Source organism: Arthrobacter sp. Soil_C_49 (assembly GCF_057656635.1).
Map to the genome: position 1 here is coordinate 49,352 of NZ_JBDGJZ010000009.1, position 22,294 is coordinate 71,645.

22 protein-coding genes are annotated in these 22,294 nt (G+C 66.0%); 13 read left to right on the plus strand and 9 right to left on the minus strand.

The genetic code is table 11. The features are described from left to right. The first annotated feature begins 17 nt into the window (after positions 1-17). Both AC3A4Z_RS14955 and AC3A4Z_RS14960 read left to right on the plus strand, forming a co-directional pair. Entirely contained in the window at positions 18-1,973 is a 1,956-nt protein-coding gene (locus AC3A4Z_RS14955) for a dynamin family protein (protein ID WP_498712469.1), read from the plus strand. Continuing rightward, positions 1,970-3,457 carry a dynamin family protein gene (locus AC3A4Z_RS14960; RefSeq protein ID WP_498712470.1) on the plus strand — a complete coding sequence of 496 codons (1,488 nt, stop codon included), beginning with the start codon at positions 1,970-1,972 and terminating at the stop codon, positions 3,455-3,457. Before AC3A4Z_RS14955 ends, AC3A4Z_RS14960 begins: the two co-directional genes overlap by 4 nt. A gap of 24 nt (positions 3,458-3,481) precedes the next feature. Here the strand turns inward: AC3A4Z_RS14960 and AC3A4Z_RS14965 are convergent, their stop codons facing one another. Then, on the minus strand, positions 3,482-4,087 hold the full coding sequence (locus AC3A4Z_RS14965; protein ID WP_498712471.1) for a hypothetical protein: 606 nt from the start codon (positions 4,085-4,087) through the stop codon (positions 3,482-3,484). 6 nt (positions 4,088-4,093) lie between these two features. Next, on the minus strand, positions 4,094-4,510 hold the full coding sequence (locus AC3A4Z_RS14970) for a PLD nuclease N-terminal domain-containing protein (RefSeq protein ID WP_498712472.1): 417 nt from the start codon (positions 4,508-4,510) through the stop codon (positions 4,094-4,096). A 62-nt stretch (positions 4,511-4,572) separates the two neighbouring features. On the opposite strand from AC3A4Z_RS14970, the gene AC3A4Z_RS14975 reads away from it, so the two are divergent. Further along, entirely contained in the window at positions 4,573-4,884 is a 312-nt protein-coding gene (locus AC3A4Z_RS14975) for a DUF4229 domain-containing protein (protein WP_498712473.1), read from the plus strand. Positions 4,885-4,928: 44 nt separating this feature from the next. On the opposite strand, the gene AC3A4Z_RS14980 is transcribed toward AC3A4Z_RS14975, so the two are convergent. From AC3A4Z_RS14980 to AC3A4Z_RS15000, 5 genes are all read right to left on the minus strand, one after another. Then, positions 4,929-5,810: a 1,4-dihydroxy-2-naphthoate polyprenyltransferase gene (locus AC3A4Z_RS14980; protein WP_498712474.1), complete on the minus strand. Its 882-nt coding sequence runs from the start codon at positions 5,808-5,810 to the stop codon at positions 4,929-4,931. Between the two features lie 68 nt (positions 5,811-5,878). Further along, entirely contained in the window at positions 5,879-7,102 is a 1,224-nt protein-coding gene (locus AC3A4Z_RS14985; RefSeq protein WP_498712475.1) for an AMP-binding protein, read from the minus strand. A gap of 13 nt (positions 7,103-7,115) precedes the next feature. Beyond that, on the minus strand, positions 7,116-8,069 hold the full coding sequence (locus AC3A4Z_RS14990) for a 1,4-dihydroxy-2-naphthoyl-CoA synthase (RefSeq protein ID WP_498712476.1): 954 nt from the start codon (positions 8,067-8,069) through the stop codon (positions 7,116-7,118). A 22-nt stretch (positions 8,070-8,091) separates the two neighbouring features. Then, positions 8,092-8,532, minus strand: coding sequence for a VOC family protein (locus AC3A4Z_RS14995; protein ID WP_498712477.1), 441 nt, complete (start codon positions 8,530-8,532; stop codon positions 8,092-8,094). 64 nt (positions 8,533-8,596) lie between these two features. Further along, on the minus strand, positions 8,597-9,358 hold the full coding sequence (locus tag AC3A4Z_RS15000) for a CPBP family intramembrane glutamic endopeptidase (protein ID WP_498712478.1): 762 nt from the start codon (positions 9,356-9,358) through the stop codon (positions 8,597-8,599). Between the two features lie 83 nt (positions 9,359-9,441). Here AC3A4Z_RS15000 and AC3A4Z_RS15005 point away from each other — a divergent pair, with 83 nt between their 5' ends. The 8 genes from AC3A4Z_RS15005 (at position 9,442) to AC3A4Z_RS15040 (ending at position 18,998) form a co-directional block, all read left to right on the plus strand. Next, complete coding sequence (locus AC3A4Z_RS15005) at positions 9,442-10,428, plus strand: metal ABC transporter substrate-binding protein (protein ID WP_498712479.1); 987 nt, start codon at positions 9,442-9,444, stop codon at positions 10,426-10,428. Next, entirely contained in the window at positions 10,425-11,186 is a 762-nt protein-coding gene (locus tag AC3A4Z_RS15010) for a metal ABC transporter ATP-binding protein (RefSeq protein ID WP_498712480.1), read from the plus strand. The genes AC3A4Z_RS15005 and AC3A4Z_RS15010 overlap by 4 nt, the downstream gene beginning before the upstream one ends. Further along, positions 11,186-12,052: a metal ABC transporter permease gene (locus tag AC3A4Z_RS15015; protein ID WP_498712481.1), complete on the plus strand. Its 867-nt coding sequence runs from the start codon at positions 11,186-11,188 to the stop codon at positions 12,050-12,052. Before AC3A4Z_RS15010 ends, AC3A4Z_RS15015 begins: the two co-directional genes overlap by 1 nt. Positions 12,053-12,307: 255 nt before the next feature. Then, positions 12,308-14,005: an ABC-F family ATP-binding cassette domain-containing protein gene (locus AC3A4Z_RS15020; RefSeq protein WP_498712482.1), complete on the plus strand. Its 1,698-nt coding sequence runs from the start codon at positions 12,308-12,310 to the stop codon at positions 14,003-14,005. A gap of 124 nt (positions 14,006-14,129) precedes the next feature. Further along, positions 14,130-14,477, plus strand: a complete 348-nt coding sequence (locus AC3A4Z_RS15025; protein ID WP_498712483.1) for a molybdopterin oxidoreductase — start codon at positions 14,130-14,132, stop codon at positions 14,475-14,477. Positions 14,478-14,488: 11 nt separating this feature from the next. Then, positions 14,489-17,002 (plus strand): nitrite reductase large subunit NirB, encoded by a 2,514-nt coding sequence (gene nirB / locus AC3A4Z_RS15030; protein WP_498712597.1) that lies wholly within the window; start codon positions 14,489-14,491, stop codon positions 17,000-17,002. A 26-nt stretch (positions 17,003-17,028) separates the two neighbouring features. Continuing rightward, a complete protein-coding gene (locus AC3A4Z_RS15035) occupies positions 17,029-17,364 on the plus strand; it encodes a Rieske (2Fe-2S) protein (RefSeq protein WP_498712484.1) in 336 nt (111 codons plus the stop codon). A gap of 173 nt (positions 17,365-17,537) precedes the next feature. Beyond that, a complete protein-coding gene (locus AC3A4Z_RS15040) occupies positions 17,538-18,998 on the plus strand; it encodes an amino acid permease (RefSeq protein ID WP_493972407.1) in 1,461 nt (486 codons plus the stop codon). A gap of 143 nt (positions 18,999-19,141) precedes the next feature. Here the strand turns inward: AC3A4Z_RS15040 and AC3A4Z_RS15045 are convergent, their stop codons facing one another. Next, on the minus strand, positions 19,142-20,116 hold the full coding sequence (locus AC3A4Z_RS15045; RefSeq protein ID WP_498712485.1) for a type IV toxin-antitoxin system AbiEi family antitoxin domain-containing protein: 975 nt from the start codon (positions 20,114-20,116) through the stop codon (positions 19,142-19,144). 188 nt (positions 20,117-20,304) lie between these two features. On the opposite strand from AC3A4Z_RS15045, the gene AC3A4Z_RS15050 reads away from it, so the two are divergent. After that, complete coding sequence (locus AC3A4Z_RS15050; protein WP_498712486.1) at positions 20,305-21,375, plus strand: DNA polymerase IV; 1,071 nt, start codon at positions 20,305-20,307, stop codon at positions 21,373-21,375. A 111-nt stretch (positions 21,376-21,486) separates the two neighbouring features. Here the strand turns inward: AC3A4Z_RS15050 and AC3A4Z_RS15055 are convergent, their stop codons facing one another. Beyond that, a complete protein-coding gene (locus AC3A4Z_RS15055) occupies positions 21,487-21,663 on the minus strand; it encodes a CsbD family protein (protein ID WP_050053911.1) in 177 nt (58 codons plus the stop codon). A 141-nt stretch (positions 21,664-21,804) separates the two neighbouring features. Here AC3A4Z_RS15055 and AC3A4Z_RS15060 point away from each other — a divergent pair, with 141 nt between their 5' ends. After that, entirely contained in the window at positions 21,805-22,266 is a 462-nt protein-coding gene (locus tag AC3A4Z_RS15060) for an SRPBCC family protein (protein WP_498712487.1), read from the plus strand. Positions 22,267-22,294: the final 28 nt, after the last annotated feature.

Below are 22,294 nucleotides of genomic sequence, written 5' to 3' on the forward strand. Positions count from 1 at the left end.
GAGGCAAAGGACACGCTGTGGCAGAAGCAGGACAGGCCAAACCAACAACACCGGCGACGGCAGCGCAACTCGTAAGGCTGGTTGAGCACGGCCTCGAACTGACAAGCACAGGAGACCGGGCGGATCTTCGGAAACGCCTCGACCACACGTTGAAGAGGTTGAAAGACCCCAGCATCCGCGTGATCGTTGTGGGCGAATTCAAGCAAGGCAAAAGCAAACTCATCAACGCCCTCGTCAATGCCCCGGTATGCCCTGTCGACGACGACATCGCCACCTCCGTCCCCACTGTTGTCCGCTACGGTGACACGGCTTCCGCTGCCATCCTGGTTCCCAAGGGAGACGCTGACGCCGGCGACGAAACCAACATCGAACGCCGGCCAGTCCCCATCGCTGACTTGCCCTCCTATGTTTCCGAACGGGGCAACCCCGGAAACACCAAAAAGCTTGTGGCGGGTGAGGTGTACCTGCCCCGCAAATTCCTTACAGGCGGCCTTACCGTCATTGACTCTCCGGGCGTAGGGGGACTGAATTCCTCCCACACCCTGTCCACGCTCACCGCGCTGCCCACCGCCGATGCCATGCTGCTGGTGTCGGATGCCTCGCAGGAGTACACCGAACCGGAATTGCGCTTCCTGCGCCAGGCCATGCGCATCACCCCCAGCGTTGTGGGTGTCCTGTCCAAGACCGACATCTACCCTGACTGGCGGCGCGTCCAGGACATCGACCGGGGCCACCTGGCCCAGGTGTCCCCGGACATTCCGCTGTTTGCCGTCTCCTCCGACCTCAGGCTCGAAGCCGCACGCCTCCAGGACGCCGAACTGAATTCAGAATCGGGCTTTCCCCGCCTGATCACGCACGTCCGGAACGAAATCGTGGGCAAGGCACAGCGCCTTCAGCGGCGCTCCGTCAGCCAGGACCTGCTGTCAGTCGCCGAGAACCTCCGCCTGTCGCTGCAGTCGGAGCTGGAAGCGCTGGAAAACCCGGAAAACACGCCGAAAATGATCGCCGGCCTGGAAGCGGCCAAAGCGGAGGCTGACGAGCTTCGCAAGCGGTCCGCCCGGTGGCAGATCACCCTCAACGACGGCATCAGCGACCTGATCGCCGATATGGAGTACGACCTGCGGGACCGCCTCCGCCGGATCCAGCGTGAGGCCGAGGCAGCGATCGACCTGGGCGATCCGGGACCCACCTGGCCGCAGTTTTCCAAGTGGCTCGAAGAGTGCGCCGCCGCGGCCATATCGGACACGTTCGTCTGGACCAGTGAGCGGGCGCAGTGGCTGGCCGCCCAGGTGGCCGAGCACTTTGCGGCGGACGAGGTGACCTTGCCCGTCCTTCACGTCTCGGATTCAGGCGACGCGCTCGACCCGGTGGACGATATGCCCACGCTCGACGACGGCCGCGTCAACGCCATGCAAAAAGTGTTGATCGGGATGCGCGGGTCCTACGGGGGTGTGCTGATGTTCGGCCTTATCACCGGGATCTTCGGCATGGCCCTGATCAATCCACTCTCCGTGGGCGCCGGCCTCCTGCTGGGGCGCAAGGCCTACCGGGAGGACAAGGAAGCCCGCCTCAAGCGCCGCCAGGCCGAGGCCAAGGCCCTGGTGCGGCGCCAACTGGACGACGTGACCTTCCAGGTGGGCAAGCAGCTGAAGGACCGGCTGCGGCTGGTCCAGCGTTCCACCCGGGACCACTTCACCGAGATCGCGGACGAGCACCACCGCTCCCTATCGGATTCAGTGTCAGCAGCCCAGAAAGCTGCCACCACCTACACCCTGGAAAAGGACGTACGCATCCGCGAGATCAAGGCCGAGCTCAAGAAGGTTGACGCCCTGACCCGCGCTGCTGAGGCGGTGGCCGCCGAAGTGGCCGCAAGCGCGGCGCGGGCCGGCAAGCCTGTACCCTCGGATTCCGAGCCGCCGACCGGCCCAGCCCGCACACTGGAGGTGGCACCGGCTGTGGCGGCGGTGGGATGACACTCTCAACCATGGAGGGTGTGGCTGACCTCGTAGAGCAGGCGCTGGACGTCTACAAGGACGATCCGGCGGCCGTGGCGTTGTTGGAGGGCTATGCCAGGCGATTGGAAGAACCGCTGCGGATCGCCGTCGCCGGCATGGTCAAGGCCGGGAAGTCCACGCTCCTGAATGCCATCCTTGGCGAAGAAATTGCGCCCACGGATACAGCTGAATGCACCCGGATCGTCACCTGGTACCGCTATGGCCACGCGCCGCGGATTACCCTCTACCCCGTCAAGGGCGAACCCCGCAGCCTTCCCGTCAAGCGCGTGGACGGCCGCCTGGTGTTTGTCCTGGGCGACAGCACAGCGGACGACGTCGACCGGCTCGATGTGGAATGGCCGTCGCCGGGCCTGCGGGACATGACCCTGATCGATACACCGGGCATCGCGTCACTTTCAACGGACGTAGCGGCACGGTCCACCACCTTCCTCACCCCGGCGGACACGCCGTCCGAAGCCGACGCCATCATCTACCTGATGCGCCACATGCACGCGTCCGACCTGCGGTTCCTTGAGTCCTTCAAGGACACCGAGGCGGGGAGGTCCGGGACCGTTAATGCCCTGGCTGTGCTCTCACGGGCAGATGAGGTGGGCGCCGGACGGATCGATTCCCTCCTCTCCGCCGGGGAAATCGCCGAAAGGTACCGCCAGGACCACAGCCTGCGGAAGCTGGCCTTGGGGGTGGTCCCCGTGGCGGGGCTCCTGGCGCAGAGCGCCCGCAGCATGCGCCAGTCCGACTTCGAGGCCCTCCAACTGCTGGCGGGGATGGAACGGAAAGACCGGGAAAAGCTGCTGCTGTCCGCCGACCGGTTCCTGCGCTCCGCAGGACCGGAGAAATTGACGACGGCGGCCCGTGCCTCGCTGCTGCAGAGGTACGGCGTATTCGGCATCCGTTTGGCAGTGGTCCTCATCCGCAACGGGTTTGCCGAGCCCACGCCGCTGGCGCACGAACTCGCCCGGCGCAGCGGACTGCACCCGCTGCTTGACTTGCTGGGGCGCCAGTTCCAGGCACGCGCCGACGCACTCAAAGCAAGGACCGCGCTGGTGGGCGTGGAAACGCTGCTCACGACGTCTCCCCGCGAAGGGACTGGCCAGCTGGCAGGGGCACTTGAACGGCTGCAGGTCAACGCCCACGAGTTCCGTGAACTGAGGCTGTTGGCAACCCTGAGAACCACCGGCACCACCCTTCCCCCGGAACTCGCAGCTGAAGCCGAAGGCCTGATTGGGGGCCGGGGTGCAGCTTCCCATGTTCGGCTGGGCCTTGACGCGGATGCCCGCCCGGACCAGCTGGTTGCCGAGGCGCGCCGCCGGCTGGACCGTTGGCATGCCTTGGCGGAAAACCCGTTTACGGACCGTTCGGCCGTCGACGTCTGCAGGGTGGTCATCCGCAGCTGCGAAGCGGTGGTCGCTGAATGCGCCCAGCTGGCCGGTCAGCCTGCCTAGCGTCAGGACATCAGCATCAGGACCCTAGCGGCCGGACTTCAGCCAGGCGTTGGCAGAGGGCATAAAGAAGAACACCAGGCCGGCAACAGCCAGCAGGAGATCAAGGCCCCAGAGCAGCACAACATAGCTGCCGGCATCGCCGTCTGGAACGAGGAAGGCAGCGGCCACCAGCAGGACCACGGCGTGCCCGGCCAGCAGGAGGAGCAGCACCCACCTGGCCCAGCCCCTGCGGCCCATCACCACGCCCAGCATGGCGGCCTCCAGCAGGATCACCAGGAGGACAGCACCCAGGCTGCCCCAGAAGACCACGGCCGTTGCCGTGGTGACGGCCTCGGCATCCCCGCCCTGCGCCATCCCCTCCACCACGGCTTTCAGCCGCTCGAGATGCGAATCGCGGGTCATGAAGGATCCGGCGAGGACGGCAAGTCCCGCTACGAAACTGAAAATCCACAGCAGCCTCCCGTTCCGGACGCTGCGCGGTGCCTCCGGGACGGCCAGGATGGGCGCGGGGGCGGCCCAGGAAACACCGGGCCTGGGCGGAGGCGCAGGCGGACCCGAGGGTGAAGGCGGCGCTGCGGCCCCCTTGGCGGTGGTCCGCAGCCGGTCTTCTCCCTCAGGTTCCTGAACCATAAGCCCCTACTTAAGTTCGTCGGTATCGTGCTCGTCGGTTTCGTGCTTGTCGGTTTCGTGCTTGTCCATGCCGCCGGCCTTGCCGTCGCCGTTATTCTTCGCTTTGGTGTCCAGTTCATCCTTGAGCCGCTTCAGTCGCTCCGCTTCCGCCTGGTTGCGCCGGCGCGCTTCAAGGTTGCGGAGGAAGTCCGGATCATCGTCCGGGGCTGTGGGATGGCGCTGGCTCTGCTGGGGGGAGGTGCCGCGCGGCCGGCCGATGAGGAGCCAAAGGATTGCGCCGATCACGGGCAGGACAATCATGACCACAATCCAGGCCGGTTTGGAGATTCCCCGGGTGAGTCGCCCATCAGTGCGGATCACGTCCACGAGGCCATACACAAAGATGACGAGGACTGCCACGGCCAAAGCCACACGGAGGAGCATGCCATTAAGTCTATCGTCAGGAGGGGCGGGGGCCTTCGGCGGGAGGCGGCTAAACTTGAATAGTGGCCTTTTTGAAATATTCCCTGATCCGCCTGGCACTCTTCGCGCCCCTGTTTGTGGTTTTTATGCTCCTGCAGCTCGGTGTGCTGATGTCTGTCATCTGCGCAGCACTGATCGCCTTCGCCGTGAGCTACCTGTTCTTCCAGAAGCAGCGGGACGAGGCTGCAGCAGCCCTGCACCAGCGTTTCTCCGGCAAGGCCCAGCCGCTGCGCTCAGCGAACGAAGTGCAGGATGCGAACGCCGAGGACGCGCTCCTGGACGCCAACCCGGATATCGCCATCAGCAACGACGCCAAGGACCCCAAGCGTCCCTAGCAGCGCCCCGGTCAGCAACAACAGCAGGCGGGCAGCAGCAAAGGCTAGAAGCCGTGGCTGAGCACCAGGCCCAGTGAGAACAGCAGGCTGTACCCGAGGTTGATCAGCCCGGTCTGCTTCAGGACAGGGATCAGGCTCTTGCGCTTGCGGCCGTTGATCATGAGCCACGCAGGCATCAGGCAGGCCGGAATCAGCAGCAGGACAATCAGCATCCACGGCCGTCCCGGGGCCAGGATCACCACCAGCATGATGGCCACGGCAAGCATCAGCACGTAGCTTTCGCGGGCGTGCTTGTCACCCAGCCGCACGGCCAGGGTTTTCTTGCCGGCCTGGATGTCGGTGGGGATGTCCCGGACGTTATTGGCCATGAGCAGCGCCGTGGCGATCAGCCCGGTGCCGATCGCACCAATGATGGCCGGCAGGTTGATCTGCCCCGCCTGGGTGTAGGTGGTGCCCAGTGTGGCCACCAGCCCGAAGAACACAAACACAAATACGTCGCCCAGGCCCATGTAGCCGTAGGGGTTTTTGCCGCCGGTGTAGCCCCAGGCGGCCATCACGCATCCCAGGCCCACCAGGATCAGCCACCAGCTCTGGGTGATCACCACCAGGACGAGGCCAAACACCATGGCGGCAGCAAACGTACCGAAAGCGGCATATTTGACGTGTTCGGGCTTGGCGGCCCCTGAGCCGACCAGGCGGAGCGGGCCCACCCGGTCATCGTCCGTGCCGCGGATGCCGTCCGAGTAGTCGTTGGCGAAGTTCACGCCCACCTGGAGCAGGAGTGCCACGAGCGCCGCGAGGATGGCGTTGAACAGGCGGAACGAATCCATCTCATAGGCGGCGGCGGAGCCGATCAGCACCGGCGCAATCGCAGCGGGCAGCGTCCGGAGTCGGGCGCCTTGGATCCATTGTGCGGCTGTGGCCACGGTCAGTACCTCGCGTTGGTTCGGGGAAGGCGGCAGGATGGGGTCCTGCCCGGTGGTGCACGTCTACTTTACTTACCCTGGTGCAGGGCGTTGAGTTCGGCGGCCATGGCCAGCCGGTCCGGCTTGCCGTTGGGGAGCATCAGCAGGGCGGAGGAAGCGAGCACGGTTTTGGGCGCCAGGATGCCCAAGGTCCGGTGCCATTCCTGTTCAAGGACGACGGCGTGGTCCCGGCTGGATGCGTCATCGCCGCTTTCGGAGGCGGTCCCGGTACCCGTGCCGGGGCCTTCTGCGGCCAGTGCCACGTAAGCGGCCACGGCCTGGCCCCATTCCGCGGACGGGACGCCCGCCACAAAAGCCGCGGCGACGGCGTCGGACTTTTCCAGCTCTTCCTGCACATGCGCGGCAGACACTTTGATGCCGCCGGTGATGATCACGTCGTCGACGCGGCCCAGGACGGTGAGGCGGCCGTCCTCGTCGATGGTGCCGAGGTCGCTGGTGCGGTACCAGCGCACGCCGTCCTCTTCAAAGAAGGTGCCGGACTCCTGGTCCGGGGCTTCCAGGTAGCCGGCGGCGATGGTGTCGCCGCCCAGCAGGATCCGGCCGTCCCCGTCCACCCGGACCGAGACGCCTTCCAGCGGATAGCCGTTGTAGATGCAGCCGCCGGAGGACTCGGCGGAACCGTACGTGGTGACCACGCGGACGCCTGCATCCCTGGCAGCGGCCAGCAGCGAAGCGGAGGCAGGGGCCCCGCCCAGCAGGACGGCATTGAAGCGGCGGAGCACAGCCAGCGTTTCCGGCGACGGATCCTCCAGCAGCCGCTGCAGCTGGGTGGGGACCAGTGAGGTGAACCGGATCTTATCGGTCAACTCCAGGGCTGCCGCAGTGAAGGCTTCAGAGGTAAAGCCCCCGGACATGTCCATCACCCACGGGCGGGTGCCGGCGAAGAGGGAACGGACCAGGACCTGGATGCCGGCGACGAACTGCACGGGCAGCGCCAGCAGCCACTGGCCCTCGCCCTTGAGCGCCAAGGCCGTGGCCATGGAGGACGCGGCCAGGGATTCAACGGTGAGGACGGTGGCCTTGGGGGTCCCGGTGGAACCGGACGTGCGGACCACGGCGACGGCGTCGTCGCAGCCGGGGGTTTCCACGTGGCCCACCACCAGGCGGCCCTGGTCGTCGACGGAAAGTTCCACTGCGGGGCCCTCGCCGTGGAGGGCCGCAGCCAGGGCCTTCAGCGCGGGATCGATGTTGAGGGCGCCGCTGACGCGGGCGCCGGTGGGTTCGGTGCTCATGGCCGGTCCTGCCTTAGAAGTAGTGCGGGAAGCCGGACCAGTCCGGGTCACGTTTTTGCAGGAACGCCTCCTTGCCCTCCACCGCCTCGTCCGTCATGTAGGCCAGACGCGTGGCTTCACCGGCGAACACCTGCTGGCCGGCCAGCCCGTCGTCGGCAAGGTTGAAGGCGAACTTCAGCATCCGAATGGCCTGCGGCGACTGCCGGGCGATGTCGGCGGCGTACTCCAGGGCCACTTCCTCGAGGCGGTCGTGGTCCACCGCCTCATTGACGGCGCCCATTCGAACCATGTCCTCTGCGGAATATTCGCGGGCCAGGAAGAAGATTTCCCTGGCCGCCTTCTGCCCGATCTGCCGCGCCAGCAGGGCGGAGCCGTAGCCGGCGTCAAAGCTTCCCACCGTGGCGTCGGTCTGCTTGAACTTGCCGTGCTGCCGGGAGGCGATGGTGAGGTCAGCCACCACGTGCAGGGAGTGCCCGCCGCCGGCTGCCCAGCCGTTGACGACGGCGATGACCACCTTGGGCATGGTCCGCATCAGCCGCTGGACTTCCAGGATGTGCAGCCTGCCCGCCCGGGCCGGGTCGATGCTCTCCTGGGTCTCGCCGTCGGCATACCGGTACCCGTCCCGGCCCCTGATCCGCTGGTCCCCGCCGGAGCAGAAGGAGTGGCCGCCGTCCTTGGGGGAGGGGCCGTTGCCGGTGAGCAGGACGGTGGCGACGTCCGGTGACATCCGGGCGTGGTCCATGGCCCGGTACAGCTCATCCACGGTGCCGGGCCGGAAGGCGTTGCGGACCTCGGGCCGGTTGAAAGCGATCCGGACCGTGGGCAGGTCACGCACCCAGCCGCCGTCGGAATCCCTTTCCACCTGCCGGTGGTAGGTCATGTCCTGGAAGTCCTCGAAGCCGGACACAACACGCCAGCGGGTGGGATCGAAGACGTCGGACACCGGGGCGGGGATTTGGTTGCTCACCGTCCAAGTCTAGTAATCGGGGTCAGCTGATGCAGAACTCGTTGCCCTCGGGGTCCGCCATGGTGTGCCAGAAGTGTGGTCCTTCATTGGCCGTCCACAGGAATGTTGCGCCGCGGGCCTCGAGTTCCCGGCGCACCTCGTCCTTGTCCCGGCCTGCCAGGTTCAAGTCCCAGTGCACCCGGTTCTTGAGCGTCTTTTCCTCCGGCGCCGTCTGGAACAGGAGCCGGCGCTGCGGTGCCTTCGATTCCAGTTCCTCGGGCGGCCGGATGGCGCACGCATCCCGCCACACCAGTTTTCCGTTGTGGGTTGTTGTCTGGTCTTCGGCGGCGTAGCCCTGCTCGATCATGGACCGGATGAAGCCCTCGTCCTGGGGTTCCACCGCCCAGCCGAGGGATTCCGCCCACCATTCTGCAAGGCGGTGCGGATCGCGGCAGTCGATGACGATCTGGATATTCAGTCCCATGGCACCAAGCTACGTGGGCCGGGGTCATTGCGACAGGGCAAGCCGGGCCGCAAGAGCCGCTCCCTTAGGCCTGGACCTGCTGGAGCTGTTCGTAGACCTCGGGCGGGATGGCGTAGATGAACACCACTGCCAGCAGGTTCTTGGCGGCGTGCACGAAGTAGGAGAACATCAGGTTCCTGCCGGTCCACACATACACAAACACCAGCGTTGCCCCCATGGCCAGGTACGGCAGCAGGACGGTCAGGGTCAGTGCTTCCTGGCCCACGATGTGAAGGGCCGCGAACAGGAACACGGACAGGATGCAGCACACCCAGATGTTGATCCGCCGGCTCAGCTTGCCGATCAGCAGGTGGCGGAAGATGTACTCCTCCACAAACGGGCCCACCACCACCAGCAGCGGGACCATCAGCCAGACCGGGACCTGCTGCATCAGCGCCTGCAGCCCCGCCTGGTTCTCTGACGTCGCCACACTGCCGCTGGCCGCCACGGCGATGGCCGAGAGGATCATCATGGCGATCACAGCCGCAGGCACCATCAGCAGGGTGAACCACGGCCTGGTTGCCAGTACCCGCAGGTCCCGGGCGATTACGCGCCGGGCAGCAAGCACGGCAAGAATTCCCACCGAGGCATAGAAGAGCAGGTTGGTGGCATAGGAGGCGGCTGCGGGGGTAGGGGCAATCTTGCGCAGGAACGGTTCCACCAGTTGCCCGGCCACCGCGAAGAACCCGGCAATCGCCACGTACAGACCCGCAGTGGTGAAGTCCAATGCCGTAAACCGGTAGAGCTGTGGCTGCGGAGCGGGTGGTCGGCGGTGAGCGATGGCCATGGTTTCAGCCTATCCCCACATATCCCGCTGCACTGCCGTAACAGCGTTGCCGGAGGATTCAGGCGTCGCCTAGAATATTCGGTATGCCTAAACTTTTGTTTCGGTGCGCCAAAGTAGCCGCCCGGACCCCCGCCCTCTGCCAGGGGCGCTTGCGCCTGGCCGCGGCAGCCGCCGTCGTGCTTTCCCTCCTGTTGACCGCCTGCTCGGGAGGGGCGTCCGGAACGGACGGCGGCAGCAAAAAGGTGGTCCTGACCACCTTCACGGTGCTGGCCGACGTCGCGAAGAACGTTGCGGGGGACAAACTCACCGTCGAGTCGATCACCAAAGCCGGCGCCGAGATCCACGGTTACGAACCCACCCCCGGCGACATCCGGAAAGCTTCCAAAGCGGACCTCATCCTGGACAACGGACTGAACCTGGAGGCCTGGTTCGCCCAGTTCGTGGAAGGCCTGGACGTGCCGCATGCGGTGGTGAGTGACGGGGTGGAGGTGGTGTCCATCAGCGAGGACTCCTATCAGGGCAAGCCGAACCCGCACGCGTGGATGTCGCCCGTGAACGTGCAGATCTACGTGGACAACATGGTGAAGGCCTTTAGCGACCTGGACCCTGGGAACGCCGAAGTCTTCAAGGCCAACGGGGACGCCTACAAGGCCGAGCTGCAGGCTGTGCAGGACCAGATGGTCACGAGCCTGTCCGGTCTCCCGGAGAACCAGCGCGCCCTGGTCACCTGCGAAGGCGCGTTCTCCTATCTGGCCCGCGACGCCGGGCTCAAGGAGGTGTACATCTGGGCGGTCAACGCCGAACAGCAGGCAACGCCCCAGCAGATCACCCGGGCCATCGAATACGTCAAGGCCAATAAAGTCCCCGCAGTTTTCTGTGAATCCACGGTTTCGGATGCACCCATGCAGCAGGTAGTGGGAGCCACGGGCGCCACATTCGGCGGCACCCTCTACGTGGACTCCCTGTCCGAGGCGGACGGACCGGTGCCCACCTACCTGGACCTGATCCGGCACGACGCCGGCCTCATCACCAAAGCACTGGCCGGAACCACCGCAGGAGCCGCATCATGACCGCGCAGGCCATCCTCGTTGACAACGTCACTGTCCATTACGGCGATGTCCTGGCGCTGGACGCCGCGTCCCTGGCCCTGGAGCCCGCCCGGATCTGCGGACTGGTGGGCATGAACGGCTCCGGCAAGTCCACGCTGTTCAAGGTGATCATGGGAATGATCAAGCCCGACGCCGGCACCGTCCGGATCAACGGAGCGTCACCTTCCAAGGCACGCAAGCAGGGCGGCATCGGCTATGTGCCGCAAAGCGAGGACGTTGACTGGCAGTTCCCGCTGTCCGTCCGCGACGTGGTGATGATGGGCCGCTACGGCCACCAGGGCTTCACCCGCCGCGCTTCGAAGGCGGACCGCCTGGCCGTGGACGAAGCCCTGGACCGCGTGGAGTTGGGGCAGTACGCCGGGCGCCAGATCGGCCAGCTCTCGGGCGGCCAGAAGAAGCGCGCCTTCGTTGCCCGCGGGATCGCCCAGGGCGCCACCACCATGCTCCTCGATGAACCCTTCGCCGGCGTGGACAAGCGCTCCGAGGCCACCATCACCCGGCTCCTGCGCGAACTGTCCTCCGACGGCTGCACCATCCTGGTGTCCACCCACGATCTGCATGCCCTGCCGCAGCTGTGCGACGAAGCCATCCTCCTGATGCACAAAGTCCTGATGCACGGGCCGCCCGAAGTGGTGCTGCAGCCGGAGAACCTTGCCATGGCGTTCGGCCTGGACGTGCTGGACCGGGAAGCGCCGGGCCACAAAAGGGGGGACCAGTAATGGAGCTGCTGCTCGAACCGCTGGGCTACGACTTTATGGTCCGGGCGCTGCTCACCACCGCACTGGCCGCCGTGGTCTGCGCCGTGCTGAGCTGCTGGCTGGTGCTGATCGGCTGGTCCTTGATGGGCGACGCCGTCTCCCATGCGGTGCTCCCCGGGGTGGTGCTGGCCTACATCGTCGGCGCCCCGTTTGCGCTCGGAGCGCTGGTGTTTGCGCTCGTTGCCGTCACCCTGATCGGAGTGGTCCGCAATACCAGCCGGGTCAAGGAGGACGCCGCGATCGGGATCGTGTTCTCCTCCCTGTTCGCGTTGGGCCTGGTGCTGATTTCGGTGACGCCCAGCCAGACCGACCTCAACCACATCATCTTTGGCAACCTCCTCGGCGTCAGCATCCCGGACCTGATCCAGGTCCTCGTGCTGGGCGTGGTGGCCTTCGCCATCCTGATCCTCAAGCGGCGCGACCTCACCCTGTACGCCTTCGACCCCACCCATGCGCACGCCATCGGGCTCTCACCCAAACGCCTCGGCGCACTGCTGCTGGGCCTGCTCGCGCTGACCTCTGTGGTGGCACTGCAGACCGTGGGTGTAGTGCTGGTAGTGGCCATGCTCATCATCCCCGGTGCCACCGCCTACCTGCTGACAGACCGCTTCTCGCGCATGCTGGTCATCGCTCCAGTGATCTCCGCCGTCTGCTCACTGGCCGGCATCTACATCAGCTACTACCTGGACACCGCCTCAGGGGCCATGGTGGTACTCACGCAGGGAGTGGTGTTCGCAGTGGTCTACCTCTTCAGCCCCCGGCAGGGCCTCATCGGTACGCGGCTGGCCAAGGCCCGCCGCAGGAAAGCGGCGGCGCTCACCGCCTAGCCCGTCCACCTCCGGGCGGACGACGGCGCCGCTTCGCCAGGTGCCGCCGTCGTACCTCTGGTGCCAGGGAAGGCAGCAGCGGCGCCAACTCCCGCTTGACTCACCAAGCGCCGGCGGGCAGGCTGGAGCGATGAAGTCCTGACAGCAGCCCGGCCGCGCCGGACTGTTCCCCCAAAATCCAAGGCCGTTGGTCGAGCAGCGCATGCATGCGTCCAGCTCCCGCGGCCACACTCCGGAGCTTTGCGAGGACTTCCCTTGACTGAACACCTGAACCTTTCCGGCGTCTCCCACGGCTACGGGGACCGCCTGTTGCTGGACGGCATTGACCTGACCATCACCGCCCGCGAGCACGTTGCCGTGGTGGGCGAAAACGGCGCCGGCAAATCCACCCTCCTGCGAATCCTGGCCGGGATCGAACAGCCGCAGGAGGGCGCCGCCACCGCGAGCGGCCGGGTGAGCTACCTCGCCCAGACCCACGGGCTGCCGGAAGCCTTCACAGTAGGCGGAGCCATCGACGCTTCGCTCGCGTCCCTGCGCTCCTTGGAAGCGGAGCTGGACCGGCTCGAGGGCGGACTGGCCGACGCTGCAGACGACGACCTGGAAACCTACGGCAGGCTGCAGACCGAATACCAGCTGCGCGAGGGTTACGCCGCCGAATCCCGGGTGGAAGCTGCGCTGGACCGGCTTGGCCTGGGCGGCCTCGACCGGAACCGGACCCTCGGATCACTGTCCGGCGGTGAGCAGGAACGCGTGGCGCTGGCCTGCGTCCTGGCCGACCCCGCGGACATCCTGCTCCTTGACGAACCCACCAACCATCTCGATGCCCGGGGCGTGGCCTGGCTGGAGGAACGGCTGGCGGCCCACCGCGGCATCGTGGTGGTGGTTTCGCACGACAGGGTGCTGCTCCGCAAGGTGGCCGCCACGGTCATCGAAGTGGACGCCGAGCGACGCACCGTGACCCGCTACGGCAACGGCTATGACGGCTACCTCCGCGAGAAGGCCGCCGAACGCCAACGCTGGGTCCAGCAGTACCACGGGTGGCTGGACGCCATGGCCGCGGAAAAGCAGCAGGCGGAAACGCGGGCCGGGAACATGGGGTACGGCCGCAAGCGCGACGCCGACAAAATGGCGTTCGGCTTCAAAACAGGCACCTGGGAACGGGCCGCGAGCAGCCAGGTCCGCAATGCCCGGGAACGGTTGCGGCGGCTCGAAGCCAGCCCGGTGGAGCAGCCGCCGGTGCCGCTGCGGTTGGCCGCGCCGGAGTCCCTGGCTGCTTCCTCACCGGACAGCGCCGATGGTCCGGTTTTCTCCGCCCGCGGCGTCAGCGTCCCGGGAAGGCTTCAGGCCACCGACTTCACTGCCCGCGCCGGCGAGAAGATCCTGATCGTTGGGCCGAACGGTGCCGGCAAGTCCACGCTGCTGTCCGTGCTCGCCGGAACCCTGGCCCCTGCCGGCGGGAGTGTCTCCCGGCCGGACCGGGTGGGCTACCTGCAGCAGGAACTGGAACTCCCGCCGCGTCCGTCGCTCCGGCTGCTGCCCGCCTTCGCAACAGGGCTGGGCGGGAACATCGACGAACACGCCGAGGCCCTGCTGCGGTTGGGACTGTTCCGCGCCAGTGAGTTCCATGTTCCGGTCGGCAGTCTGTCGGCCGGGCAGCAGCGCAGGCTGGCCCTCGCCCGGCTGCTGCTCGGCGGCTACGGCACCCTGATTGTGGACGAACCCACCAACCACCTGGCGCCCGTCCTTGTGGAGCAGCTGGAGGCGGCGCTCGCCGGGTTCACCGGAACGCTGGTCATGGTCAGCCACGACCGCGCGCTCCGCAAGTGGTTTGCCGAGTGCCAGCAGGCCGCCGGAGACGCCGCTGTCGGGGTCGCTGCTGCCGGGACTGGCGGCCGGACCGCCGGCCGCTGGATCCGCTACTCGATGGACCAGGGCGTGCTCGCTCCCGCCTGAATTCGCCGGCGGGGAAAAACCGTGAGTTTTGCGTTAAGGGATCGTTACCGGGGAACCGGCCGGCCGAAACATCGGCGCCGCAGGATGGGCTGTAACAGTTGCTGCCGGCCGAAAGGGAACGCCCATGCTGACCAGAAACCTTTTCCTGCAAGGCATCTTCCCCTTCCAGGGCGCCGGTATGGAAAAGCCCGTGCCCATCCACAGCGAGCTCTCCCACTTCGTGCCGGACGGGGTCATCAACCAGACGCTCTACTTCCGCGGAGGTAACTCGAGCTCTGAGCTGATCACTGTTGTCCTGCTGCGCAACGGCGTGCCCATGCGGTACTTTCCCATCGGCGCCAAGAGCGACGTCCATGTTCCGCTGCGGGTAGTGGAGGACATCGAGGGCGGATCCGCCGTCGAGCTTTACCTTGCGGCTCCGGAGGGAGTCAGCGGGTCTGTGGTGATCGATTTGGGCATGGTGGAACACTGATGACCAGCCTGATGGACAGCCCGCGGACCCGGCCGTCCGGACCGGCGTCATCCGGGCACGGGCGCCGCCGGCTGGTGGTGATCGGCAACGGCATGGCCGGAGCCCGGGCTGTGGAGGAAATCCTCGCCCGCGGGGGCGCCGGACAGTTCACCATCACCATGTTCGGCGATGAACCCTATGGGAATTACAACCGGATCATGCTCAGCCATGTCCTCTCCGGGGAGGAAAGTGACGCCGATATCTTCCTCAACTCCCTGTCCTGGTACCAGGACAACGGCATCACACTGCACGCCGGCGTCAGGGTGGACCGGATTGACCGGTTCACCAAGCACGTCTTTTCCAATGATGGCAGGGTGACGCCCTACGACACCCTGGTCATTGCCACCGGAAGCCGTTCCCACATGCCGCCTATGGACGGGCTGTACACCCCGGGCGGGCAGGTCAAGCAGGGCGTGTTCGGGTTCCGCACCATCGATGACACCCGCAAGATGGTGGCATATGCCCAGCAGGAGCACCACCGGCGGGCGGTGGTGATTGGCGGCGGACTGCTGGGCCTTGAGGCAGCCTACGGGTTGCGGAGTCACGGTATCGATGTGGACGTGGTCCATTCCGCCGGGCACCTGATGAGCGCGCAGATGGGGCCCGACGGCGGTGCGGTGCTCCGCCGCAGCGTAGAGGCCCTGGGCATCGGGGTACTGACCGGCAGCCGCACCACTGCCGTGCTGGGCAGCGACAGGGTCACCGGGGTCAGCCTCCGCGACGGCACCGGGATCGCCTGCGACATGGTGGTGGTGGCCGCCGGAATCCGCCCCAACGTGGAGCTTGCCGTGCTCAGCGGCCTTCCGGTGGAGCGGGCCATCGTGGTGGATGACAGGCTCCGGGTCCAGGACGAGGACGACATCTACGCGGTGGGGGAGTGTGTCCAGCACCGCGGTGAGGTGTACGGCCTCGTGGCACCGCTCTGGGAACAGGCCGTGGTCCTGGCCAACCATGTGACCGGGACGGACACCTCCGCCATGTACCTGGGTTCGCGCACTGCCACCAAACTGAAGGTGGCCGGCGTCGAAGTAGCCTCCATGGGATTGCAAGGGCCGGAACTCGACACCGATGAACACATTGTCTTCTCCGAACCCAGCCGCGGCGTCTTCAAGTCCATCGTGGTGCGGGACAACAAAATGGTCGGTGCCACCCTCCTCGGCGACAGCCGGAAGGTGGCCTACCTGACCCAGGCGTACGACCGCGGGCTGCCCCTGCCCGAGGAACGGATCGGGCTGATGTTCGATCTCGGCACCCCCGGCGGGGACACCGGAGTGGCCGATCTTAGCGACGACGCGCAGGTGTGCAACTGCAACGGCGTCAGCAAAAAAACACTGGTGGACGCCGTGCAGGGCGGCTGCTCCAGCGTTGCCGGAGCCATGGAAGCCACCCGCGCCGGCAAGGGGTGCGGCTCGTGCAAGCTGCTGGTGCGGCAGGTGGTGGAATGGGCTGCGGACGGAGCCGTGGACGAGGACCCTGCGGCCAACTACTATGTCCCCGCCATCCCGCTGGACAAGGCCGCTTTGATGGCGGAAATCCGGAAGCGCGGGCTGCGCTCGGTCTCCGCCGTGTTCCAGGCGCTCGCGCCCGGCGGCGAGGATGCGAAGTCCAAGATGGGGCTGGCCTCGCTGCTGAAGATGATGCTGGCTGACCGGTACATCGACGAACGCGACGCCCGGTTCATCAACGACCGGGTGCACGCCAACATCCAGCGCGACGGGACCTTCTCGGTGGTGCCGCAGATGAAAGGCGGTGTAACGAGCGTCCAGCAGTTGCGCCGGATCGCCGATGTTGCCGAAAAACACAAGGTCCCGCTGATCAAGCTCACCGGCGGGCAGCGGATCGACCTGCTGGGGATCCGCAAGGAGGACCTGCCCCGGGTGTGGGCGGACCTGGATATGCCCTCGGGCTATGCGTACGGCAAGAGCTTCCGCACCGTGAAGACCTGCGTGGGCAAGGATTTCTGCCGCTACGGAACAGGGGATTCCACCAAGCTGGGCATTGAGATCGAATCGCGTTTCCAGGGGATCGAGGCGCCGGCCAAGCTGAAGCTGGCAGTGTCCGGGTGCCCCCGGAACTGCGCCGAGTCGCTGGTGAAGGACGTTGGCGTGGTGGCAGTGGAAGGCGGCCGGTGGGAGATCTATGTGGGTGGTGCCGCTGGTGCCCATATCCGCGAGGGCGATCTCCTGGCCACTGTTGATAATCCCGAGGAGGTGAAGGTCCTCGCCGGCAGGTTCATGCAGTATTACCGGGAACGGGCCAACTGGCTGGAACGGACTTATACGTTTGTTCCGCGGGTTGGCATTGAACACCTGCGGGACGTGATTGTTACCGATTCGGAGGGCCTCGCAGCGCAGCTGGATGCGGCGATGCAGGACTCGGTAGACAGTTATGAGGACCCCTGGAAGGAACGCGCGGACCCGATGACTCCGGGGCAGTTCCGCACCTCGCTTCCGCTGACCGTGCTGCCGCAGGTGCCTGTCCGATGAGTGCGGGTCCGATGAGCTCCGGTCCCATGAGTTCCGGGGCAACAGCAGGAGGAAAGACGTTCGTCCTGGGCCCGGTGGAGCAGATCCCGTTGGGGGAGGGCAGGGCCTTCGCGGTGGAGGGCGGACAGGTGGCCGTGTTCCGGCTCCGCGACGGTTCGCTCAGGGCGCTCCCGGCAGTCTGCCCCCACCGGGGCGGCCCGCTGGCTGACGGCACCATTGACCTGGACGTGGTGGTGTGTCCGCTGCACCAGCACGCGTTTGACCTGGCTACGGGCTGTTCCACCACCGGCGCGGACAACCTGAACCCTTACGAGGTCTCCACGGACGGGCAGCAGAACGTGGTCCTGCAGATGCCGGTGTAGCGCGCGTCACGTAGCACCCCTGCGCGTCTTGTAGGATAGACGAGCCGCGCGAAGCTTCGGCGTCACGAGCGATTCCGATCACATTCGGTTGCCCAATGGGCATTTCCCCGAATTTGTGAGCGGAATCTTCCGTGTTCCGGATGCGGCCAACCCCCAACCCACAAGGAACCGTTGTGCCTCAAAGTACCCCCACAGATCTCCAGAACCCCACGGCACCATCCACCGCCGTCGACCCCACCCTCAGCGCTGAGGGTTACAGCAAGACGCTGGGCAGGCGCCACGTCACCATGATCGCCATGGGCGGCGCCATCGGCGTCGGCCTGTTCATGGGTGCCGGCGGGCGCCTGGCCTCCACGGGCCCGGCCCTGATTTTCTCCTACGCCATTGCCGGCGTCATCGCCTACCTGCTGATGCGCGCCCTGGGCGAACTGATCATGTACCGCCAGACTTCCGGCTCGTTCGTCAGCTACGCCGGCGAAATGTTCGGCAAGAAGGGCGCCTACCTCTCCGGCTGGATGTACTTCATCAACTGGGGCATGACCGGCATCGCCGAACTGATCGCGATCGGCCTGTACTTCCAGTTCTTCTTCCCCAACGTCCCGGTGGAGGCCTCCGCCATCGCGGCCCTGGCCCTGCTGGTGGCAGTGAACCTGCTCAGCGTCAAGGCGTTCGGCGAGTTCGAATTCTGGGCCTCCTGCCTCAAGGTGGGCGCCATCCTGATCTTCCTGGCGGTGGGCACGTTTATGGTGGTCACCAACGCCCAGGTGGGTGATGGCCACGCGTCGGTCGCCAACCTCTTCGCCGCTGAAGGCGGGATGTTCCCCAAGGGTGCGCTGGTGATGGTCCTGGTGCTCAACGCCGTGATCTTCGCCTACAACGGCATCGAACTGGTGGGCATCACCGCAGGTGAGATGCAGAATCCGGAACGCGAAGTGCCCAAGGCGATCCGCGCCGTCGTACTCCGCATCGTGGTGTTCTACGTCGGTTCCGTGACCCTGCTCGCCATGCTGCTGCCCTCGGACCAGTACGTGGCCGGAACCTCCCCGTTCGTCACTGTCTTCGGCCAGATGGGCCTTGGCTGGGTCGGCGATGTAATGAACATGATCGTCATCACCGCCGCGCTGTCCTCCTGCAACTCCGGCCTGTACTCGATCGGCCGCGTGTTCCGCACCATGGCCAACAACGGCCACGCCCCGCAGTGGCTCACCAAGATGTCCAAGCGCCACGTCCCGTATGCGGCCATCCTCGCCATCGCGGCGTTCTACCTGGTGGGCATCCTGCTGAACATCTGGCTCGGCGGCTCCTACGCGTTCGACCTGGCCCTGAACTCGGCCTCCATCGGCGTGATCTTCTGCTGGGGCTCCATCTTCGCCAGCCAGATTGTGCTGCGCCACCGCAAGGGTGTTACGTCCAGCCTGCCGATGCCCGGCTCGCCGTGGACCAGCTGGGCCGGTCTGGTGGGCCTGCTCGCCATCACGGTGCTGATCGGCTTCGACACCATGACCAGCAAGACCGGCGAGGTGTTCTACCTGGGCCTCTGGACCCTGGCCACCATCCCGTTCTTCGCCGTGGTCCTGTGGCTGGGCTGGCAGAAGGTCAAGAACAACCAGCCCAAGAGCGAGCTGTACAGCTAACTCCCCGGCTACTTCCTCAGGAGTACTACGGCGGGTCACCCTCTCGGGGGCGGCCCGCCGTCGTCGTTCTCCGGCTGGTGCGGGACCTGGGGCGCGGCCGCGGGACCTGAATCGCCGGAATGGTGCCGGGTAGCCGGAACGCTTCAGCGTCCGGGCACTGTTCCGGCGATCTCGACGCTTTCACGGTGGGAGAGGGCTGCAAGGATCCGGTTCTTGAACTCGTGCTCCCGGAAGAGATCCTTCCATTCCACCCGGACGAACAGCCACCCCTCTTCAGTGAGTGCCTTCTCCCGGCGCCGCTCCTGGAACAGGACCTCGGCGGTGGGTGCGTAGTCGAAGTATTTGACCTTCCCGTCGAACTCAAGAGCTACTTTCTTCTCCCTCCAGGCGAAATCGAGACGGTGCCAGCCCACACGGCTCCTGACCTCGACCTGTGCCTCGGGCATAGGCAGCTTCAGGCGTTCAAGGAGCTCCCGGGTCAGCGTTTCTCCGGCCGATTCGGCGCTGGCATCCGCGCGGGCAAGTGCGAGCCGGAGATTTCTTACTCCGCTGTGGCCCGACAGATTGTCGGCCATCGCCTTCATAAGATCGAAGTCGGCACCAAGCCGCAGCGCCTGGTCCGCGAGTACCAGCGCCTGGCGATAATCAACCATCATGCAGCAGTCCACGACTGTTCGCTCAAGGACCGTCACCCTGAGCCGTCCGACCGTTGTTACTTCCGAATCGGTGTAGGGCCGGCTGTGCCCTCGGACATCCTTCCCGAGCCGTTCGCTGGAGGGCCGTACCCTAAGCAGGATGTGAATAAGGTCGTCCGCATTCCACAGGAAGAGCTTGTGAAGGCGTGCCGCGGAGGTGTGGCTGTAGACGAAGCTCCCCGTTGAAGTGGTCAGTGTCCCGTGGGCGTGGGCGTGGATCAACTGCACGCTGCGAACTGATGCAGGCTGCTTCTCCCATAAGGAGGCGCGGATGTAGCAGCCGTACCTCAGGCGGACCAAACTTCCGTGGCTTACGAGGCGCCCGATGGCCCTCGAATTGAGCCCGCTGGCGTGCAGTTGGTCAGTCCGCCACAGGTTTCCTGCGGCGGGCAGTTGTGGCAAAGGCGCGGGGAGCTGTGTCATTCACCCAGCTTCAGGTGCGTGCGCCGTACGGGGCGAGGGCCGCCGTCGTTATGTGGAAAAGTCCCGCAATCGCCGGAACGATGCCGGGCCGCCGGAACGTTCCAGTGTCTCGGCACCGTTCCGGCGATTTCGACGGCGGGCGGCCGAGACAGTGGTGCCCGGCGCGTGGCCGGGGCAGACTGGGGCTTGTGAATGAACCGTGGGTGCTGCATGTGGACCTTGACCAGTTCATCGCGGCCGTAGAGGTGCTCCGCCGGCCCGAACTGGCGGGCAAGGCGGTGATCATCGGCGGCCGCGGCGATCCCACCGAGCGGGCAGTGGTCTCGACGGCGTCCTACGAGGCCAGGAAGTACGGCGTCGGCTCCGGTATGCCGCTGCGCATCGCCGCGCGGAAAGTACCCGACGCCGTTATCCTGCCGGTTGACCAGGAGGCGTACCTGGAAGCATCCGACAAAGTCATGGCCGTGCTGCGCTCGCAACCCGGGGCCACCGTCCAGGTGCTGGGCTGGGACGAAGCGTTTGTTGGGGTGCAGGCTAAGGATCCCGAGGCCTATGCCCGGCAGATGCAGCGCGCCGTCCTCGACGAGACCCGGCTGCACTGCAGTGTGGGCATCGGTGACACCCTGGTCCGGGCCAAAGTGGCGACCACGTTCGGCAAGCCCGCAGGCGTCTTCCGGCTCACTGAAGAGAACTGGCTCGAAGTCATGGGGAGCCGGCCAACCATCGAACTGTGGGGCGTGGGAACGAAGGTGTCACGCCGCCTCGCCACGCTTGGCATCAAAACCGTTGCCGAGCTCGCTGCATCCAACCCCGATGACCTGGTCCCCGAGTTCGGGCCGAAGATGGGCCCCTGGTATGCGCAGCTCGGGCGGGGCGACGGTGCGCGGGAAGTGGATGACACGCCGTGGGTGGCACGCGGGCACAGCCGTGAAACCACGTTCCAGCGCGATCTGACGGAACCCGGGCAGATCGAGGGCGCCGTCAGGGAGCTGGCAGCGCACGTCCTCGAGGACGTCGCGTCCGAGGGGCGGCCGGTGGTGGGGCTGACGCTCAAGGTCCGGTATGCCCCGTTCCTCACGAAGACGTACGCCCGGAAGATTCCCGAGACATCAGACCCTGCGGAAGTACTTGCCCGGGCCCTTGAGTTGGTAGTCAAAATCGAACCCGACCGCCCCATCCGGCTCCTGGGGTTGCGCGCCGAAATGACGATGCCCGAGGACTCCCGGCAGGGACATACGCCGACGCGCAGCGGGTGGTGACGGGTCCGGACTGGAACGGGAGAAACAGAACGGCGGCGGATCCGTGGGGATCCGCCGCCGTTTCGCTCTGTTACAGCCGGCCTGGTTGGGCCGGACTGCCGCAAGCAGAGGCTAGTCGCGCTTGAACTCGTCCTTGACGCTTTCGCCGACCTTCTTGGCGTCAGCCTTGACCTGGTCGGTCTGGCCTTCAGCCTTCAGACGGTCATTGTCGGTGGCATTGCCCGTTGCTTCCTTGGCCTTGCCGCCGAGGTCTTCTGCTGCGTTACTGATCTTGTCTCCGAGGCCCATGGTGGTGGCCTCCTTTCGTTTCCGTTGATCAAACAGTGCGTTTTCACCCTAACACGAAGCTTGCTTACTATTTCAAGACCCGGCTGTTCCGGACGCTGGGGGCGCCTGTCGATTGTCGGAGCCCGCCGCTAGGCTCGGAACATGGACCACAGCATGAGTCTCACGCAGCACATCCAGGCCCCACCGGAAAAGGTATGGTCTGTTATCACGGACATCCCCGGCTCGGCGGCCACCCTTTCCGGGGTTGATTCCGTCCAGCTCCTCTCCGACGGCCCATACGGCGAGGGGACGCGCTGGAAGGAGACCCGGAAGATGTTCGGCAAGGCTGAAACGGTGGAGATGTGGGTGGCTGAAGCCGAGCCGGGCCGCAGTACCACGGTCAAGGCCGAGCAGGGCGGGGCGGACTACACCACCCGGTTCAGCCTCGCCCCGCGTGACGGCGGCACGGACCTCACCCTCACGTTCGGCGCCGAGGTCATCAAGCCCACCCTCGCCAGCAAGATCATGATGCTGCTGTTCGGCAGGATGGGCATGGCCGCCACCCGGAAGGCCCTCACGAAGGACTTGACGGAAATCGCCGCCAAAGCGGAATCGCTCCCGTAGTGGCGGCTCCAGCCGGTCGCGGCGGCAC

Coding starts and splice junctions, on each gene's coding strand:
- AC3A4Z_RS14960 (WP_498712470.1), top strand. CDS start 1,970: ATGACACTCTCAACCATGGAGGGTGTGGCTGACCTCGTAGAGCAGGCG.
- AC3A4Z_RS14965 (WP_498712471.1), bottom strand. CDS start 4,087: ATGGTTCAGGAACCTGAGGGAGAAGACCGGCTGCGGACCACCGCCAAG.
- AC3A4Z_RS14970 (WP_498712472.1), bottom strand. CDS start 4,510: ATGCTCCTCCGTGTGGCTTTGGCCGTGGCAGTCCTCGTCATCTTTGTG.
- AC3A4Z_RS14985 (WP_498712475.1), bottom strand. CDS start 7,102: ATGAGCACCGAACCCACCGGCGCCCGCGTCAGCGGCGCCCTCAACATC.
- AC3A4Z_RS14995 (WP_498712477.1), bottom strand. CDS start 8,532: ATGGGACTGAATATCCAGATCGTCATCGACTGCCGCGATCCGCACCGC.
- AC3A4Z_RS15000 (WP_498712478.1), bottom strand. CDS start 9,358: ATGGCCATCGCTCACCGCCGACCACCCGCTCCGCAGCCACAGCTCTAC.
- AC3A4Z_RS15005 (WP_498712479.1), top strand. CDS start 9,442: ATGCCTAAACTTTTGTTTCGGTGCGCCAAAGTAGCCGCCCGGACCCCC.
- AC3A4Z_RS15010 (WP_498712480.1), top strand. CDS start 10,425: ATGACCGCGCAGGCCATCCTCGTTGACAACGTCACTGTCCATTACGGC.
- AC3A4Z_RS15015 (WP_498712481.1), top strand. CDS start 11,186: ATGGAGCTGCTGCTCGAACCGCTGGGCTACGACTTTATGGTCCGGGCG.
- AC3A4Z_RS15025 (WP_498712483.1), top strand. CDS start 14,130: ATGCTGACCAGAAACCTTTTCCTGCAAGGCATCTTCCCCTTCCAGGGC.
- nirB (WP_498712597.1), top strand. CDS start 14,489: ATGGACAGCCCGCGGACCCGGCCGTCCGGACCGGCGTCATCCGGGCAC.
- AC3A4Z_RS15035 (WP_498712484.1), top strand. CDS start 17,029: ATGAGTTCCGGGGCAACAGCAGGAGGAAAGACGTTCGTCCTGGGCCCG.
- AC3A4Z_RS15045 (WP_498712485.1), bottom strand. CDS start 20,116: ATGACACAGCTCCCCGCGCCTTTGCCACAACTGCCCGCCGCAGGAAAC.
- AC3A4Z_RS15055 (WP_050053911.1), bottom strand. CDS start 21,663: ATGGGCCTCGGAGACAAGATCAGTAACGCAGCAGAAGACCTCGGCGGC.
- AC3A4Z_RS15060 (WP_498712487.1), top strand. CDS start 21,805: ATGGACCACAGCATGAGTCTCACGCAGCACATCCAGGCCCCACCGGAA.